Below are 16,098 nucleotides of genomic sequence, written 5' to 3'. Positions count from 1 at the left end.
AATCCGCGTCGGCTCACCGAACCGAGGCCGGGTAATCCGCGTGCGGCCCGGCCAACCCGGGCCGGGCGATCCGCTCCGGCCCGGCCAACCCAGCCCGTCCGGCGATTGAGGACGGAACTCTTGCCGTGGAGGGCGGTGCGGCAACCTCCGGCCAAGGCAGAAGCCAAGGCAAGAAGCCAACGCGGAAGCCAAACGCGGAGCCCAAGGGCCCGAACCGGCCGAAGCACTGTTCGGCGGGCCCCGTCCGGTGCGAGGACCCGGTACCTTCGGGCGCACACTTGGCGGCACGGGCAGTGCGCTATCGAAAAGAGCGGAGTCAGAGCGTGAGCATGAATGCGACCGAGGGGGCCGATCCGTTCGGGACCGCACGGCTGCGGCGCGGTGTGCTCGACGCCTGGGGCGCCGGCCCCGCCAGGTTCCGCGAGGACGCCAACGCCGAGGAGGACCTCGCGCTCGGCGGCTACCGCGACCGCCTCGTCGTCGAGCTGGCCCAGAACGCCGCCGACGCCGCCGCCCGCGCCCGGGTCCCCGGCCGGCTCCGGCTCACCCTGCACCCGGCCACCCCGGACAACCCCGCCGTCCTCGCCGCCGCCAACACCGGCGCGCCCCTCGACGCCACCGGCGTGGAGTCCCTCTCCACCCTGCGCGCCTCCGCCAAGCGCGAGGGCCACGAAGGAGCCGTCGGCAGGTTCGGCGTCGGGTTCGCCGCCGTGCTCGCGGTGAGTGACGAGCCCGCCGTCGTCGGCCGGCACGGCGGTGTCCGCTGGTCCCTCGCCGAGGCCCGCGACCTCGCCGCCCGGACGGCCGTCGCCAGCCCCGGCCTCGGCGACGAACTGCGCCGCCGCGACGGCCACGTACCGCTGCTCCGGCTCCCGCTGCCCGCCGAGGGCACCGCACCCGACGGGTACGACACCGTCGTCGTCCTCCCGCTGCGCGACGGCGGCGCCGAGGACCTCGTGGCCCGGCTGCTCGACGCGGTCGACGACGCCCTGCTGCTCACCCTGCGCGGCCTCGAAGAGATCGTGATCGAGACCCCGGACACCGTACGGACGCTGCGCCGCACCGAGCACGGCCCGTACACCCACGTCGAGGACTCCGCACACGGTACGAACCGCTGGCGCACGGTCGCCCACCACGGCCCCGTCGAGCCCGCGCTGCTCGCCGACCGCCCCCGCGAGGAGCGGCTGCGCCCGCACTGGTCGGTCACCTGGGCGGTTCCGGTGGACGCGGAGGGCGCCCCGGTACGCCCCCGTACCCTTCCCGTCGTCCACGCGCCCACCCCCACCGACGAACCCCTCGGCATCCCCGCCCTGCTCATCGCCTCGCTGCCGCTCGACACCGCCCGCCGGCACTTCGCCCCGGGACCGCTCACCGACTTCCTGGTGCAGCGCGCCGCCGACGCGTACGCCGAACTGCTCGCCGGCTGGCAGCCGGTGTCCGTCGACACCATCGACCTCGTACCGGGACCGCTCGGCAAGGGCGAACTGGACGGTGCGCTGCGCGGCGCGATCCTGGAGCGGCTGCCGCGCGTCGCGTTCCTGGCCCCCGCCGCCCCGCGCGACACCACCGCCGAACCGGACCGGTGGGACAGCTGGGACACCGGGGCCGAGGGCGTCCCCGAGACGGCCACCGCGGCGCTGCGGCCCATCGAGGCCGAGGTGCTGGAAGGGGTTGGCGCCGAGACCGTACGGGTGCTCGCCGAGGTCCTGCCGTGTCTGCTGCCCGCCGGACTGGAACGCCGCAGTGAGCTGCGTACGCTCCAGGTCGCCCGGGTCCCGCTGACCGAGGCGATCGACCGCCTCGCCGGTCTGGAGCGCGACGCCGGCTGGTGGCGGCGGCTGTACGACAGCCTCTCCGGCATCGACCCGGACCGCCTCTCCGGCCTGCCCGTGCCGCTGGCCGGAACACCGGAAGCCGCGGCCTCCGGCGCCCCGGCCATGCCCCGCACCACCATCGGGCCCCGCCAGGTGCTGCTGCCGCTGCCCGACGCGCTCGCCGGACCGGTGCTGGAGCGCCTCGCCCGGCTCGGGCTGAAGGTCGCCCACCCGGACGCCGCCCATCCGCTGCTGGAGAAGCTGGGCGCCCTGCCCGCCACCCCGCGCGCCGTGCTGACGACCCCGCAGGTGCGGGCCGCCGTCGCCGGGTCGCTGGACGCGGGCGAGATCTGGGACGAGGACGCGCTGGACGCCGACGAGCTCGCCGAGACCGTGCTCGCCCTCGTACGGGACGCCGATCTGGCACCCGGCGACGAGCCCTGGCTCGGCGCGCTCGCCCTCCCCGACGAGGACGGCGAACCGGCCCCCGCGGGAGAGCTGGTGCTGCCCGCGAGCCCGTTCGCGGCCATCATGCGCGAGGGCGAACTGGCGCTCTGCGACCAGGAGCTGGCCGACCGCTGGGGTGAGCAGCCGCTCACCGCCTGCGGCGTACTCGCCACCTTCGCCCTCGTACGGACCACCGACGTGGTGCTGGACCCGGACGAACTGGAACCGCGCGAGGGCGACTTCGCCGAGCCCGACGACGCCGGGCTGCTGGACGCCGTGGACGTGTGGTGCGAGGACATCCTCGACCAGCTGCCCGACACTCCCGTGCCGCCGGTCGCCACCGAGATCGTCGCGGTCCGCGACCTGGACCTGGTCGACGACGACGCCTGGCCGCAGGCGCTCGCCATGCTGGCCCGGCCGCCACTGCGCGACGCGCTGACCCAGCCGGTGCGGGTGCTGCTGCCGGACGGCACCACGCAGTCGGTGCGCCCGTACACGGCCTGGTGGCTGCGCGACCACCCGGTGCTCGACGGCCGCCGCCCCGCCGGGCTGCGGGCCGCGGGCGGCGACCCCCGGCTGGCCGGTCTCTACGACTCCGCCGACGCCACCGGCTTCGACGACGCCCAGGTGCTGCGCGCCCTCGGCGTACGGACCTCCGTGGCCGCCCTGCTCGACGAGCCGGGCGGCGCTGCCGAACTCCTCGGCCGGCTCGCGGACGAGGACCGCCCGGTCGGCCCCGTACAACTGCACTCCCTGTACACGGCGCTGGCCGATCTCGACCCGGAGCAGGTCACGCTGCCGGACGAGCTGCGGGCCGTGGTCGACGGCGAGGTGCGGGTCGTCGACGCGGCGGACGCCGTGATCGCGGACGCCCCCGATCTGCTGCCGCTCACCGACGGGCTCCCGCTGCTCCCGGTCGCCCCGACGCGCGCGGCGGAGCTGGCCGAGCTGTTCCAGGTGCGCCGGCTCGGCGAGTGCGTCGAGGCGGAGGTGTCGACGGAGGGCGAGGAGCACCGGGTGCCGGACGCGGTGCGGGTGCTGCTCGGCGCGGGGACGCCGGACGCGTACGTCGAGCACGGCGAACTGCGCGCGGGCGGCGTCGAACTGGACTGGCGCCGCACACCCGACGGTACGGTCCACGCCGCCACGCTGGAGGGCGTCGCGGCGGGCCTGGCCTGGGCGGCGGGCCAGTGGCCGCGCCGCTTCGAGGTCGCGGCGCTGCTGGAGGACCCGTCCCGGACGGATGAGCTGGCCCGGGACCGCTGGTTCGACTGAGAGCCTTTGGACCGGCCGGGGCCGAACGCGTGGGGAATTTACGGAAAAACCCCAATGGCCGCACAACCCTTCACGTTTGAGGATGGTCTCGTCTCTGAAGCCACCAGGCTTCAGAGACGATCTTGGGTCTGCGGGAGCGGTCAGCCTCCGCGGGCCCCTTCTCCAACTTGGGGAATGAACATGCGCATTCGTGCCACCGTGGCCGCCGTCAGCGGCGCCCTGGCTCTTTCCGCCCTCGTCGTACCGTCGGCCGCCCAGGCCGGCGACGCGCACGGCGCGACCGGCTCCGTCGCCGACGCCGCGCGTGCGGCCCAGTCCGGCTCCGCCGCGAAGTCCGGCGCGCGTTCCCTCGCGGCCGCGAACACCGTGGGCCAGCTCGACCTGGTCTTCTCCAAGTTCACGGTCAACGGCGGCAAGCCGATCGCCGTGGGCACCGCCGCCACGAAGATCGTGCCGACCACGTTCACCGTGACGCACGGCGCCGACGTGGACATCTTCGCCTCGGACTTCGAGCTCGGCGTCGGCCTCTACCGCGGCTCGTTCGACGCCCCGGCGAACGAGCTGTACGGCGATACCTCCCCCACCTGCAAGAAGGTCTCCGCCACGGTCGCCACCTGCACCGGGCGGATCGCCGTCTCGCCCGTCTACGACCTGATCGGCAACGCCGACGCCACCACGTGGAAGGGACAGGGCTTCGCCGTCGACTACAACGGCGAGAACCGGAACGACCCCGACCCCTCCAAGCTCGGGTTCGCGCTCCAGGGCGACCTGGGCACCACCAGGGTCCAGCGCTTCTCGAAGCTGACCGTCAACGCGGCTCCGGAGCCCGTCAAGAAGGGCGGGACCATCACGGTCACCGGAAAGCTGTCGCGGGCCAACTTCGACGACCTGGCCTACCACGGCTACGCCACGCAGTCCGTGAAGCTCCAGTTCCGCAAGAAGACCAGCTCCACGTACTCCACGATCAAGACGATCAAGACGAGCAGCACCGGCACCCTGAAGACCACGGTCAAGGCCTCGGTCGACGGTTACTGGCGCTACAGCTTCGCCGGTACGGCCAGCACCCCGGCCGTCACCACCGCCGGTGACTTCGTCGACGTGAAGTAGTTCCACCCGGCACCGTCACGGCCGCCCGTGGCCACCTCGGCCGCCCGCGGCCACCCCGTGGGCAGCGGGATCCCTCCGCGAGGGGTCCCGCTGCCCACGCAGCCGTCCCGTGCATTCCCGTCCGGCCCTCAGGGCCTTTCTCCACGGAGAAAACCATGCGCTTTCGTGCCACCGTCGCCGCAGCCTCCGGCGCCCTGGTCCTGTCCGCCCTCGCCGTACCGGCGGCGCACGCGGCATCGGCCGATCCCGTCATCTCCAGGATCACCGTCAACGGCGGCAAGGACGTGGTCCTGGGCACCACCGCCAAGAAGACCGTCACCGTCTCGGTGACCGCCTCGCACGCCACCGGCATCGAGACCGGCTGGCTGATCCTGTGGCACGGCAAGGACCAGGAAGAGGGCATGGACGGCGCGCTGCTGCCCAACGAGGACGAAGCGACCTGCAAGGCCGCGAGCGCGACCACCAGCACCTGCTCCCTCACCATCACCATCGACCCCAGGGTCGACCTGTACAAGAACGCGCTGGCCGGCTCCTGGCACGTGCTCGCGGGTGCGGAGGCCAAGGACGGCTCCAGCTACTACTCGGACTACGCCGCCACGGCGAAGATCCAGCGGCTGTCGAAGCTGACCGTCAACGCCTCGCCGGAGCCCGTCAAGAAGGGCAGGACCATCACGGTCACCGGGAAGCTGTCGCGGGCGAACTGGGAGGACCACGCGTACCACGGCTACACCGGCCAGTCGGTGAAGCTCCAGTTCCGCAAGAAGACCAGCTCCACGTACTCCACCGTCAAGACGATCAGGACGAACAGCACGGGGAACCTGAAGACCACGGCCAAGGCCTCGGTCGACGGCTACTGGCGCTACAGCTTCGCCGGTACGTCCACCACCCCGGCCGTCACCACCGCCGGCGACTTCGTCGACGTGAGGTAACGGCGCGGGGCAACGGGGGCGCGGGACCGCCCGCTACACCGGGAAGCGTCGGCCGACCAGCCGCCAGGCGTACTCCAGGCCGGCCGACGCCACCACCGCGATGCCCACCGCCGCCCACGGCATCGTCGTCCCCACCAGCTTCAGCGCGAAGAACTCCTGAAGCCACGGCACCACCAGCACGATCAGGAACGCCAGCCCCATCGCCGCGACCAGCGCGACCCGCCACCAGGTGTACGGGCGGGCGATGATCGCCAGCACCCACATCGAGACCAGGAACAGCGTGAGCGTGGCCGCGCTGGTCTCGGCGTCGAGGGCGCCCGGACCGGAGTAGTGGTGCCGGGCGATCAGATACGTCGCGAAGGTGGCGACGGCCGCGATGACGCCCGACGGGATCGCGTACCGCATGACCCGGCGCACGAAGTGCGGATGGGCGCGCTCCTTGTTGGGGGCCAGGGCCAGGAAGAACGCCGGGATGCCGATGGTCAGCGTCGACAGCAGGGTCAGATGGCGGGGCAGGAACGGGTAGTCGACCTGCGTGCAGACCACCAGGACCGCCAGCAGCACCGAGTAGACGGTCTTGGTCAGGAACAGGGTGGCGACCCGGGTGATGTTGCCGATCACCCGGCGGCCCTCGGCGACCACGGACGGCAGCGTCGCGAAACTGTTGTTCAGCAGCACGATCTGGGCGACGGCCCGGGTCGCCTCGGAACCCGATCCCATGGAGACGCCGATGTCGGCGTCCTTCAGCGCGAGTACGTCGTTGACCCCGTCACCGGTCATGGCGACGGTGTGGCCGCGGGACTGGAGGGCGGCGACCATGTCCCGCTTCTGCTGCGGGGTGACCCGGCCGAAGACCGCGTTCTCCTCCATGGCCGTGGCCATCTCGTCCGGGTCGGTGGGCATCCGGCGGGCGTCCAGGGTGTGCTCGGCGCCCGGCAGGCCCAGCTTTCCGGCGACCGCGCCGACGGAGACCGCGTTGTCGCCGGAGATCACCTTCGTGGCGACCCGCTGGTCGTCGAAGTAGGCCAGGGTCGCCGCGGCGTCGGGCCGCAGCCGCTGCTCCAGGACGACCAGCGCGCTCGGCACCGCCCCGGCCGCGCTGTCCGGCCCGTCGAGCGCCCCCTGCGCGCGGGCCAGCAGCAGCACCCGCAGGCCCTGCTCGTTGAGCTGCTCGATCTCGGTGAGCGCCGGGTCCTGCTCGGGCAGCAGCACATCGGGGGCGCCGAGCAGCCAGGACGACTCCCGGCCGCCGCCCTCGTCGAACGCGGCGCCGCTGTACTTGCGGGCCGAGGAGAACGGCAGCGTCTGGGTGCACAGCCACTTCTCGCCGTCCGGGTAGGCGTCCACGATGGCCTGGAGGCTGGCGTTGGGCCGGGGGTCGGACGAGCCGAGGGCGCCCAGCACGCTCCGGATGTACGCGTCGTCCGCCCCGCCCAGCGTCCGGACCTCGGTGACGTCCATGCTGCCCTCGGTGAGGGTGCCGGTCTTGTCCAGGCAGACGACGTCGACGCGGGCCAGCCCCTCGATGGCGGGGAGCTCCTGCACCAGGCACTGCTTGCGGCCGAGCCGTACGACGCCGATCGCGAACGCGACCGAGGTGAGCAGCACCAGGCCCTCGGGGATCATCGGGACGATGCCGCCGACGGTGCGGGCGATCGATCCCTTGAGGTCGTTGTCGTTGACGACGAGCTGGCTGATGACCAGGCCGATCGCGGTCGGCACCATCATCCAGGTGATGTACTTGAGGATCGTGGAGATGCCGGTGCGCAGCTCGGACTGGACGAGGGTGAAGCGGGACGCCTCCTCGGCGAGCTGCGCGGCGTAGGCCTCGCGGCCGACCTTGGTGGCGGTGAAGGCGCCGCCGCCGGCGACCACGAAGCTGCCGGACATCACGGGGTCGCCGGGCCGTTTCAGTACCGGGTCGGCCTCGCCGGTGAGCAGCGACTCGTCGATCTCCAGGCTGTCGGCCTCGGCGACCGTGCCGTCCACGACGGCCTTGTCGCCGGGGCCCAGCTCGACGAGGTCGCCGAGGACGATCTCGGAGGTGGAGATCTCGGCCGCGACGCCGTCGCGGCGCACCGTCGGTTTTGCCTCGCCGATGACCGCGAGGCTGTCCAGGGTCTTCTTGGCCCGCCACTCCTGGACGATGCCGATGCCGGTGTTGGCGATGATCACGAAGCCGAAGAGGCTGTCCTGGATCGGCGCGACGAACAGCATGATCAGCCAGAGCACGCCGATGATCAGGTTGAACCGGGTGAAGACGTTGGCGCGGACGATCTCGCGGACGGAGCGGGACGAGCGGATGGGTACGTCGTTGACCTCGCCGCGGGCGATCCGCTCGGCGACCTCGGCGGCGGTCAGCCCGCGGGGGTCCACGGCCGGGGCGGGCAACTTGACCGGGTGGACCGGGTCGAGCTCCGCCCCGGCGTCGATCATGGCCGAAATCGGATGGCCGGTGGAGCCGCTTGCTTCGGGGGTCTGCTCGCCGAAGGAATGGGATGCCCGCTGCGTCATGGTTCCGACGGTACGGGTGGATGGTCCGATTCACCCACTGGGTGGTCCGAAGATCAGACCGGGGGAGGAGGGGGATGGTCCTGCGGTCGTACGGGTCGGGTGCCGGACCCTCAGGTGGAGGCGCCCTTTCCGGTGTCGCCCGGGGCCGCGGCTTCGGCCGCCCGCCTGATCGCCGCGTCGCGCCCCCGCACGTACCAGATGCCGATCAGGCCGAGTCCCGCACCGGCCAGGCAGGTCCACACCCACCACAGATGTCCGTGGTCGTCGAACCAGCCGTAGAAGGGGAGCTGGACCAGGAAGAGGACGAACCAGAGGATCGTGCCGCCGGTGATGGTGGCGACGACGGGCCCCTCCAGGGGCTCGGGTGCCTCGTGCTTCGGTGTCCACTTCGCCATGGACTCAGTGTATGGGGCCCCTGTGCGAAGCCCGCTCGGGCCGGTGGCCCAAGGGTCTACGCGCGGAGATAGCGATCTTCGCCCTATGTATTCATACTGAATCTGCTTAAGGCTGACTCGAATTGCTCGTGTGAAAGTCCAAAGCTGACCACTTTCTTCCCCCCTCTACGTACGACTGAGGTCATACATGTCCCCCTCGGCCACCGCTCCGGTCGATGCCCAGCAGCCCGCGGCCCCCCAGCCGCAGGGCGGCCTGGATCGTTTCTTCAGGATCTCCGGGCGGGGGTCGTCGGTCGCCCGCGAGATCCGTGGCGGATTCGCCACGTTCTTCGCGATGGCGTACATCATCGTGCTGAACCCGATCATTCTCGGCAGTGCCAAGGACATGTACGGTCATCAGCTCGACGGCGGCCAGCTGGTCACCGCCACCGTGCTGACCGCCGCGTTCTCCACGCTCCTGATGGGCGTCATCGGCAATGTGCCGATCGCGCTGGCGGCCGGCCTCGGCGTCAACACCGTCGTCGCCCTCCAGCTCGCCCCGCGGATGAGCTGGCCGGACGCCATGGGCATGGTCGTCCTCGCGGGCATCGTGGTGATGCTGCTGGTCGCGACCGGGCTGCGGGAACGCGTGATGCACGCCGTGCCGACGTCGCTCCGCAAGGGCATCGCGATCGGCATCGGCCTCTTCATCCTGCTCATCGGTCTGGTCGACTCGGGCTTCGTCTCCCGCGTCCCGGACGCCGCGCACACCACGGTGCCGCTCCAGCTCGGCAGCGACGGCCACCTCAACGGCTGGCCGGTCCTGGTCTTCGTCATCGGCGCGCTGCTCACCCTCGCGCTGATCGTCCGCAAGGTGCCGGGCGCGATCCTGATCTCCATCGTCGCGATGACGGTCGTCGCGATGGTCATCGACGCGATCGCCGATCTGCCGGCCGGAGCGTGGGGCCTGACCGTCCCGCAGTGGCCGGGCAACCCGGTCGCCACGCCGGACTTCGGGCTGTTCGGTCAGGCCAGTCTGTTCGGCGGCTTCAGCAAGGTCGGTGTGCTCACCGGCATCCTGTTCGTCTTCACGGTCCTGCTGTCCTGCTTCTTCGACGCGATGGGCACCATCCTCGGGGTCGGCGACGAGGCGAAGCTGACGGACAAGGACGGCAACTTCCCCGGCATCAACAAGGTGCTGTTCGTGGACGGCATCGCGGTCGCCGCGGGCGGTGCGACCTCCGCCTCCGCGGGCACCTGCTTCGTGGAGTCCACGGCGGGTGTCGGCGAGGGCGCCCGCACCGGCTTCGCGAGCATCGTGACGGGTCTGCTGTTCACGGTGGCGCTGTTCCTCACGCCGCTGGCGACCATGGTCCCGTCGCAGGCGGCCACCCCCGCGCTGCTGGCGGTGGGCTTCCTGATCATCTCGGGCTCGGTGCGGGACATCGACTGGAGCGACTACACGCTCGCCATTCCGGCCTTCCTCGCCATGCTGATGATGCCGTTCACGTACTCGATCACCAACGGCATCGGCATCGGCTTCATCGCCTTCTCCGTGCTGCGCGTGGTGGCCGGGCGCTGGCGCGAGGTGCCGGTGCCCATGTACGTGGTCTCCGCGGTCTTCGTCTTCTACTACGCGATGCCGGCCCTCGGCCTCACGTGACCTCTCCGGCCCTGATCCCCGCGGTCCCCTCCGGGCCGTAGAACCTCTCCGTCTCGTCGACGGCCGCCTTGAAGCGCTCGTCGAAATCATCGCGAATGAGCGTCCGGACCACATAGTCCTGGACGCTCATTCCGCGTTTGGCGGCATGCTGCCGGAGCCGGTCGAGCAGCTCACCGTCTATCCGCAGGCTGAGCACAGTCGATCCCATGGCAAGCAGGGTTACGGCCCAGCGGGTCGCTTCGCGTCACTTTACGGATCCGACTCACTCGTTCGGGTGACCGATTGGGTGAAGTGCCTCTCGCGCGTGTAACACGAATGGTCTTTAGGACGACTAATGAGTTACGCTAATAAACATGCCTGACCTGATCCACGACGGCGACAGTGCGGCCGCCGTGAGCTCCCTCCGCTCCGCCGTGATGCTGCTCAGCCGACGCCTCAAGCACCAGCGCGTCGACGAGTCGCTGAGCCCCACCGAGATGTCGGTGCTCGGCACGCTCGCCAGGTGCGGCTCGGCCACGCCGGGCGAGCTCGCCCGCAAGGAGCATGTGCAGCCTCCGTCGATGACCCGCATCGTCGCGCTGCTGGAAGCGAAGGGGCTGGTCAGACTGGAACCGCACCCCGATGACCGTCGCCAGAAGGTGGTCAGCCAGACCGAGCAGGCCGAAGCCATGCTCGAAGAGAGCCGCTCCAAGCGGAACGCCTGGCTGACCGCCCTCGCCGAGGGCCTGGACGAGGACGAGTGGGAGACGCTGCGCAAGGCGGCGCCCGTGCTGGAGAAGCTCGCCCACCTGTAGCGGTACGGACCGCGCCGGACCACAGCCGGCGCGCCGCCCGCCCCGCCGCACCCCGTCAGTCAGCGAAACGTATACGCCCGAGGAGGCGAACCCTTTTGAGTACGGGATCCGGAGCAGACTCCGCCCCCGCACCGACTTCCACCCACGAGAGCAAGCCCGGCGGGACCTTCTCGTCGCTGAAGATCCGTAACTACCGCCTGTTCGCCACGGGCGCCGTGATCTCCAACACCGGTACCTGGATGTCCCGCATCACGCAGGACTGGCTCGTCCTGAGTCTCACCGGGTCCGCCGCCGCCGTCGGCATCACCACGGCGCTCCAGTTCCTCCCGATGCTTCTGTTCGGCCTCTACGGTGGTGTCATCGCGGACCGCCTGCCGAAGCGGAAGCTGCTCCTCTTCAGCCAGGCGGCGCTCGGCCTCTGCGGGATCGCCCTCGCGGTGCTCACGCTCTCCGGTGTCGTCCAGGTGTGGCACGTCTACCTCATCGCGTTCCTGCTCGGCATGGTGACGGTGGTCGACAACCCGGCCCGCCAGTCGTTCGTGTCCGAGATGGTCGGCCCCGCCCAGCTGCGCAACGCGGTCAGCCTCAACTCGGCGAACTTCCAGTCCGCCCGGCTCATCGGCCCGGCCGTCGCCGGTGTCCTGATCACCACGGTCGGCAGCGGCTGGGCCTTCATGTTCAACGGCCTGTCGTTCGTCGCCCCGCTCATCGGCCTGATGCTGATGCGCACGAGCGAGCTGCACAGGGCCACCGTCGTACCGCGCGCCAAGGGACAGCTGCGGGAGGGCCTGCGTTACGTCTCCGGCCGCCCCGAGCTGATCTGGCCGATCGTCCTGGTCGGCTTCGTCGGCACGTTCGGGTTCAACTTCCCGATCTGGCTGACCGCCTACGCGGACGAGATCTTCCACGGCGGCGCCGGGATGTACTCCTTCTTCAACATCCTGATGGCGGCCGGCTCCCTGGCCGGCGCCCTGCTCGCCGCCCGCCGCCGCTCCTCCCGGCTGCGGATGCTGGTGGCCGCGGGCACGGCGTTCGGCGTGCTGGAGATCATCGCGTCGCTGTCGCCGTCCGTCTGGCTCTTCTCGATCTTGCTGGTCCCGATCGGCATGATCGGCCTGACGACCAACATCAGCGCGAACACCAGCGTCCAGATGGCCGCCGACCCGGCCATGCGCGGCCGGGTCATGAGCCTGTACATGATGGTCTTCGCCGGTGGTACGCCGGTGGGCGCCCCGATCGTCGGCTGGATCAGCGACGCCTACGGGGTCCGTACCGGCATGGCCGTCGGCGGGGCGTTCTCGCTGGTGGCCGCACTCGGCGTCGGCCTGATGCTGGCCCGCGTGGGAGGCCTGCGCCTCCGCGTCGACCTGCGGCCCGGCCGCCCGCACGTCCGGTTCGTCCCCCGGGAGGGGCTGGCCACGGCGGCGTGAGCGCCGTTTCACGAGGCATATGGCAGGGCCCCGACCGGTGAGCACCGGTCGGGGCCCTGCCATATGCCCACGCATGGAGACCTGGACGCGCCGGTACGGTGCGACACTCGGCGCATGAGCCGTCTCAGACTCTTCGTCGCCGTGCTGCCGCCCGCCCCCGCCGTCGAGGAACTGCGCCGCGCCGTCGCCCCGCTGCACGCACTGCCCGAGGCCGGGCATCTTCGCTGGACCGGGGTGCCCGGCTGGCACTTCACGCTGGCCTTCCTCGGGCTCGTGGACGAGGAACTGCTGCCCGAGCTGGAGGAGCGCCTCGCGCGGGCCGCCCGCCGCACCGAGCCCTTCCCGCTGCGGATCCACGGCGCCGGCCGGTTCGGCGGGCGGGCGCTCTGGGCGGGGGCCGCGGGGGCGCTGGACACACTGCGGCTGCTCGCCGAGCGCGCCGACGCCGCCGCCCGCCGCACCGGCATCCCGATGGACGAGCACCGCCGCTACCACCCGCACCTCACCCTCGCCCGCAGCCGCCGCGCCGAGATCGACCTGCGCCCCTGCACCGAGGCGCTCGGAGGCTTCGAGGGCACCGGGTGGGAGGTCGGCGAGATGGCCCTCGTACGCAGCAATCTGCCGGACAGCGGGGTGCCGGGCGAGCGGCCCCGGTACGAGGTGGTCGCATCCTGGTCGCTGGGGCACTGAGGGCGGCGGTTACGCTCAAAGGGTGGACCCGAAGACCAGAAACCGCATCATGGCGGCCGTGCTCGTGCTGATGTTCGTCGTCGTCGCCGTGGCGGCCGCCGTCGGGGCGTGACCGGCGGGCGACCTGACCGGACGGGTCTCAGCGGCCGCGGCGCAGCCGGCCGAACCGGCGCCGCAGTCCCCGCAGCGGCCTGCGCGTGGGCGGCCGCCCACGGCGTACGCCCTCGGCGTCCGGTGGCAGCGGCCGCCATGCGCCGTCCGGTGAGAGGACCGGCACCTGGCGCTCCGCCTGGGCCCGGATCTCGTGGTACGCCTGATGGGCGGTGCCCTGGTACGCCTCGTTGTACGAGGCCAGTGCGGCGCTCAGGGCCGAGCCCGCGACCCCGCGCCGACGGGCGACGACCGCGAGCCAGGTGAAGAAGCCCATGACCGCGGTCAGGGCCGCGACGATGACCAGGAGCGGCACGACTTCGTCCATGCCGCGAGCTTAGGACCTCTTCGTGCCCCTCAGACAGTGAGCGCCGACGCCGTCTCCCGGGCGAACGCCTCCGGGTTGTCCAGCATGATGTTGTGCCCGCAGTCCGGGACCGCCACGACGCGTACCCCGTGTTCGACGAGCGCCCCCTCGCCGGGCAGCGGCCCGTCGGCCGACGGGCGCAGGAACGTACGCGGGATCTTCAGGTCCAGCAGGAGCTCCCGCATCGTCGGAGTCGTCCCCCGGGCGAGGTGCACCGCGCTGCGGTGCAGCGCCTCGTGGCCGGCCAGGCGCATGGTCGCCCACCAGTGCGGCCCGACCCGGTCGCGCACCTCGGACCGGCCGTGCGCCAGGAACTCCTCCTCCGAGTACGCCGCGATGCCGCTGCTGCCCGGCCGGGCGGGGCCGGGCGCGACCGGGTCCAGATTGGCGTCGACCAGGACCAGCCGGGCCACCAGGTGCGGATGGCGCGCCGCGAGCACGATGGCCACCGCGCCGCCCATGCTGTGCGCGATCACGTCGGTGCCGTACGCCTCGGCCGTCTCCAGTGCCGCCGCCACCGCGTCGGCGTGCTCCTCCAGCGTGTAGCCGAACTCCGTGGGGCGGTCGCTGATCCCGAAGCCGAGCATGTCCATGAGCAGCGAGCGGCTGTCCGCCAGCAGCGGATGGGCGGCGCTCGCGGTGAAGTACGGGCCGGACGAGGCCCCCAGCCCGTGCAGATAGACCCGGGTCCGGGCGCCGCCGGGCCGGCCGGGAAGCTCCACCCACCTGATACGCGCGCCGTCCGCCGTCACCTGGGCGTTGTGCATGACTCCTCCTCCGCTCCCTCTTCAACCATCGGCGAGACTATACATCGATGCCGAGGTATATCTAGAGGCATCGGGGAGGATACGCACATGCTGGAACTGGCCATCCTTGGATTTCTGTACGAGCAACCGCTGCACGGCTACGAGCTGAAGCGCCGGGTCGCCCACCTCACCGGACACGTCCGCCCCATCGCGGACGGCACGCTGTACCCCGCGATCAAGCGCCTGGAGCGCGCCGGATGGCTGGAGCGCCGCACCGAACCCGGCAGCAGGGCCGCCCCCCGCCACACCCTCACCCTGACCGGCCCGGGGCGCGAGGAGCTGCGGCGACGGCTGCGGGAGGCCGACGAGGCGGACATCAGCGACGAGAACCGCTGGTTCACCGTCCTCGCCTTCCTGCGCCACCTGTCGTCCCCGGCCGAACAGGCCGATGTACTGCGGCGCCGGCTCGCGTTCCTGGAGGAGCCGAGCAGCTTCTTCTACGAGGGGGAACGGCCGCTGGGCGCCGAGTCGTTCGACGACCCGTTCCGGCGCGGGCTGCTGAGGATCGCCCGCGCGACCGGCGAGGCGGAGCTGGACTGGCTGGCGGCGACGCTGAAGGAACTCGACGCGTCCTGAACCGGGGTACGGAAGAGGGCCGCCGCCGCCCCGCCGGAGGCGAGGGTGGCGGCGGCCCGTCAGCAGGTCCTCACGAGCAGGTCCTTACGAGCCAGGTCATAAGCACGCCCTCATGAGGAGCTCTTCGCGAGCGGGTACTCACCAGGCGAACGCCTCCGGCGAAGGCCCGGGCCCCGGGAAGATCCTTTCCAGCGACGCCAGCAGCTCCGCCGAAAGGTCGAGCTCCAGCGCCCGCAGCGCCGAGTCCAGCTGCTCCCGGTTGCGCGGCCCGACGATCGGCCCCGTCACCCCCGGCCTGGTGAGCAGCCAGGCCAGGCCGACCTCGCCCGGCTCCAGGGCGTGCTCGTCGAGCAGGTCCTCGTACGCCTGGATCTTCTCGCGCTGCGCCGAGTCCTTCAGCGCGTCCGCGCTGCGGCCGGAGGCCGACCGCCCGGTCGTGCCCTCGCGCTCCTTGCGGAGCACACCGCCCAGCAGTCCGCCGTGCAGCGGGGACCACGGGATGACGCCGAGGCCGTAGTCCTGCGCGGCCGGGATGACCTCCATCTCGGCGCGGCGCTCGATCAGGTTGTAGATGCACTGCTCGCTGACCAGGCCCAACGAGCCGCGCCGGGCGGCCAGTTCATTGGCCTGGGCGATCTTGTAACCGGCGAAGTTCGACGAGCCCGCGTAAAGGATCTTGCCCTGCTGGACCAGGACGTCGATCGCCTGCCAGATCTCCTCGAACGGGGTGTTCCGGTCGACGTGGTGGAACTGGTAGAGGTCGATGTGGTCCGTCTGGAGCCGCTTCAGCGAGGCGTCGACGGAGCGCCGGATGTTCACGGCCGAGAGCTTGTCGTGATTGGGCCAGGGCTCGCCGTCCGTGCCCATGTTCCCGTACATCTTGGTGGCCAGGACCACCTTGTCGCGGCGCTCGCCGCCCTTGGCGAACCAGGTGCCGATGATCTCCTCGGTGCGGCCCTTGTTCTCGCCCCAGCCGTACACGTTCGCGGTGTCGAAGAAGTTCAGCCCCGTGTCCAGCGCCGCGTCCATGATGGCGTGGCTGTCCACCTCATTGGTCTGCGGGCCGAAGTTCATGGTGCCGAGGACGAGGCGGCTGACCTTGAGTCCGGTGCGTCCGAGCTGTGTGTACTCCATGGGCGTCAAGCCAACGCCTTCGAGCCCG

The 16,098-nt window shown here is 71.4% G+C and carries 14 protein-coding genes; 8 read left to right on the top strand and 6 right to left on the bottom strand.

What is annotated here, in order from left to right; all coding sequences use genetic code 11:
* Nucleotides 1–329: 329 nt before the first annotated feature.
* From ABZ622_RS03215 to ABZ622_RS03205, 3 genes are all read left to right on the top strand, one after another.
* On the top strand, nucleotides 330–3,536 hold the full coding sequence (locus tag ABZ622_RS03215; RefSeq protein ID WP_360540264.1) for a molecular chaperone Hsp90: 3,207 nt from the start codon (nucleotides 330–332) through the stop codon (nucleotides 3,534–3,536).
* Between the two features lie 180 nt (nucleotides 3,537–3,716).
* On the top strand, nucleotides 3,717–4,643 hold the full coding sequence (locus tag ABZ622_RS03210) for a hypothetical protein (protein WP_360539778.1): 927 nt from the start codon (nucleotides 3,717–3,719) through the stop codon (nucleotides 4,641–4,643).
* A gap of 155 nt (nucleotides 4,644–4,798) precedes the next feature.
* The gene (locus tag ABZ622_RS03205) at nucleotides 4,799–5,572 is read left to right on the top strand and encodes a DUF5707 domain-containing protein (RefSeq protein ID WP_360539776.1); all 774 of its coding nucleotides are present in this window, start codon (nucleotides 4,799–4,801) and stop codon (nucleotides 5,570–5,572) included.
* A gap of 33 nt (nucleotides 5,573–5,605) precedes the next feature.
* On the opposite strand, the gene ABZ622_RS03200 is transcribed toward ABZ622_RS03205, so the two are convergent.
* Together ABZ622_RS03200 and ABZ622_RS03195 are read right to left on the bottom strand one after the other, a co-directional pair.
* Nucleotides 5,606–8,086, bottom strand: a complete 2,481-nt coding sequence (locus tag ABZ622_RS03200) for a cation-translocating P-type ATPase (protein ID WP_360539774.1) — start codon at nucleotides 8,084–8,086, stop codon at nucleotides 5,606–5,608.
* A gap of 110 nt (nucleotides 8,087–8,196) precedes the next feature.
* Nucleotides 8,197–8,481, bottom strand: a complete 285-nt coding sequence (locus ABZ622_RS03195; RefSeq protein ID WP_360539772.1) for a DUF2530 domain-containing protein — start codon at nucleotides 8,479–8,481, stop codon at nucleotides 8,197–8,199.
* 187 nt (nucleotides 8,482–8,668) lie between these two features.
* On the opposite strand from ABZ622_RS03195, the gene ABZ622_RS03190 reads away from it, so the two are divergent.
* Complete coding sequence (locus ABZ622_RS03190) at nucleotides 8,669–10,123, top strand: NCS2 family permease (RefSeq protein WP_360539770.1); 1,455 nt, start codon at nucleotides 8,669–8,671, stop codon at nucleotides 10,121–10,123.
* Here the strand turns inward: ABZ622_RS03190 and ABZ622_RS03185 are convergent.
* Entirely contained in the window at nucleotides 10,116–10,331 is a 216-nt protein-coding gene (locus ABZ622_RS03185; protein WP_342285898.1) for a ribbon-helix-helix protein, CopG family, read from the bottom strand. The genes ABZ622_RS03190 and ABZ622_RS03185 overlap by 8 nt on opposite strands.
* A 145-nt stretch (nucleotides 10,332–10,476) precedes the next feature.
* On the opposite strand from ABZ622_RS03185, the gene ABZ622_RS03180 reads away from it, so the two are divergent.
* The 3 genes from ABZ622_RS03180 (at nucleotide 10,477) to thpR (ending at nucleotide 13,037) form a co-directional block, all read left to right on the top strand.
* Entirely contained in the window at nucleotides 10,477–10,917 is a 441-nt protein-coding gene (locus ABZ622_RS03180) for a MarR family transcriptional regulator (protein ID WP_072485764.1), read from the top strand.
* Between the two features lie 95 nt (nucleotides 10,918–11,012).
* A complete protein-coding gene (locus tag ABZ622_RS03175) occupies nucleotides 11,013–12,347 on the top strand; it encodes an MFS transporter (RefSeq protein WP_360539767.1) in 1,335 nt (444 codons plus the stop codon).
* 114 nt (nucleotides 12,348–12,461) lie between these two features.
* Nucleotides 12,462–13,037 (top strand): RNA 2',3'-cyclic phosphodiesterase, encoded by a 576-nt coding sequence (thpR, locus tag ABZ622_RS03170; RefSeq protein ID WP_360539765.1) that lies wholly within the window; start codon nucleotides 12,462–12,464, stop codon nucleotides 13,035–13,037.
* Between the two features lie 139 nt (nucleotides 13,038–13,176).
* Here thpR and ABZ622_RS03165 read toward each other — a convergent pair whose 3' ends face one another.
* Both ABZ622_RS03165 and ABZ622_RS03160 read right to left on the bottom strand, forming a co-directional pair.
* Complete coding sequence (locus ABZ622_RS03165) at nucleotides 13,177–13,515, bottom strand: hypothetical protein (RefSeq protein ID WP_360539763.1); 339 nt, start codon at nucleotides 13,513–13,515, stop codon at nucleotides 13,177–13,179.
* Between the two features lie 29 nt (nucleotides 13,516–13,544).
* The gene (locus tag ABZ622_RS03160; protein WP_360539761.1) at nucleotides 13,545–14,321 is read right to left on the bottom strand and encodes an alpha/beta hydrolase; all 777 of its coding nucleotides are present in this window, start codon (nucleotides 14,319–14,321) and stop codon (nucleotides 13,545–13,547) included.
* 87 nt (nucleotides 14,322–14,408) lie between these two features.
* Here ABZ622_RS03160 and ABZ622_RS03155 point away from each other — a divergent pair, with 87 nt between their 5' ends.
* Nucleotides 14,409–14,936: a PadR family transcriptional regulator gene (locus ABZ622_RS03155; RefSeq protein WP_360539759.1), complete on the top strand. Its 528-nt coding sequence runs from the start codon at nucleotides 14,409–14,411 to the stop codon at nucleotides 14,934–14,936.
* 138 nt (nucleotides 14,937–15,074) lie between these two features.
* On the opposite strand, the gene ABZ622_RS03150 is transcribed toward ABZ622_RS03155, so the two are convergent.
* The gene (locus tag ABZ622_RS03150; RefSeq protein ID WP_360539757.1) at nucleotides 15,075–16,070 is read right to left on the bottom strand and encodes an aldo/keto reductase; all 996 of its coding nucleotides are present in this window, start codon (nucleotides 16,068–16,070) and stop codon (nucleotides 15,075–15,077) included.
* Nucleotides 16,071–16,098: the final 28 nt, after the last annotated feature.

Origin of the sequence: Streptomyces sp. NPDC007164, from assembly GCF_040634135.1 — a bacterium.
GTDB classification, from domain to species: domain Bacteria; phylum Actinomycetota; class Actinomycetes; order Streptomycetales; family Streptomycetaceae; genus Streptomyces; species Streptomyces sanglieri.
Note: the sequence above shows the minus strand (reverse complement) of the source record. Positions and strands in the feature narration are given on the sequence as shown.

Coding starts and splice junctions, on each gene's coding strand:
- ABZ622_RS03215 (WP_360540264.1), top strand. CDS start 330: ATGAATGCGACCGAGGGGGCCGATCCGTTCGGGACCGCACGGCTGCGG.
- ABZ622_RS03210 (WP_360539778.1), top strand. CDS start 3,717: ATGCGCATTCGTGCCACCGTGGCCGCCGTCAGCGGCGCCCTGGCTCTT.
- ABZ622_RS03205 (WP_360539776.1), top strand. CDS start 4,799: ATGCGCTTTCGTGCCACCGTCGCCGCAGCCTCCGGCGCCCTGGTCCTG.
- ABZ622_RS03200 (WP_360539774.1), bottom strand. CDS start 8,086: ATGACGCAGCGGGCATCCCATTCCTTCGGCGAGCAGACCCCCGAAGCA.
- ABZ622_RS03195 (WP_360539772.1), bottom strand. CDS start 8,481: ATGGCGAAGTGGACACCGAAGCACGAGGCACCCGAGCCCCTGGAGGGG.
- ABZ622_RS03190 (WP_360539770.1), top strand. CDS start 8,669: ATGTCCCCCTCGGCCACCGCTCCGGTCGATGCCCAGCAGCCCGCGGCC.
- ABZ622_RS03185 (WP_342285898.1), bottom strand. CDS start 10,331: ATGGGATCGACTGTGCTCAGCCTGCGGATAGACGGTGAGCTGCTCGAC.
- ABZ622_RS03180 (WP_072485764.1), top strand. CDS start 10,477: ATGCCTGACCTGATCCACGACGGCGACAGTGCGGCCGCCGTGAGCTCC.
- thpR (WP_360539765.1), top strand. CDS start 12,462: ATGAGCCGTCTCAGACTCTTCGTCGCCGTGCTGCCGCCCGCCCCCGCC.
- ABZ622_RS03165 (WP_360539763.1), bottom strand. CDS start 13,515: ATGGACGAAGTCGTGCCGCTCCTGGTCATCGTCGCGGCCCTGACCGCG.
- ABZ622_RS03160 (WP_360539761.1), bottom strand. CDS start 14,321: ATGCACAACGCCCAGGTGACGGCGGACGGCGCGCGTATCAGGTGGGTG.
- ABZ622_RS03155 (WP_360539759.1), top strand. CDS start 14,409: ATGCTGGAACTGGCCATCCTTGGATTTCTGTACGAGCAACCGCTGCAC.
- ABZ622_RS03150 (WP_360539757.1), bottom strand. CDS start 16,070: ATGGAGTACACACAGCTCGGACGCACCGGACTCAAGGTCAGCCGCCTC.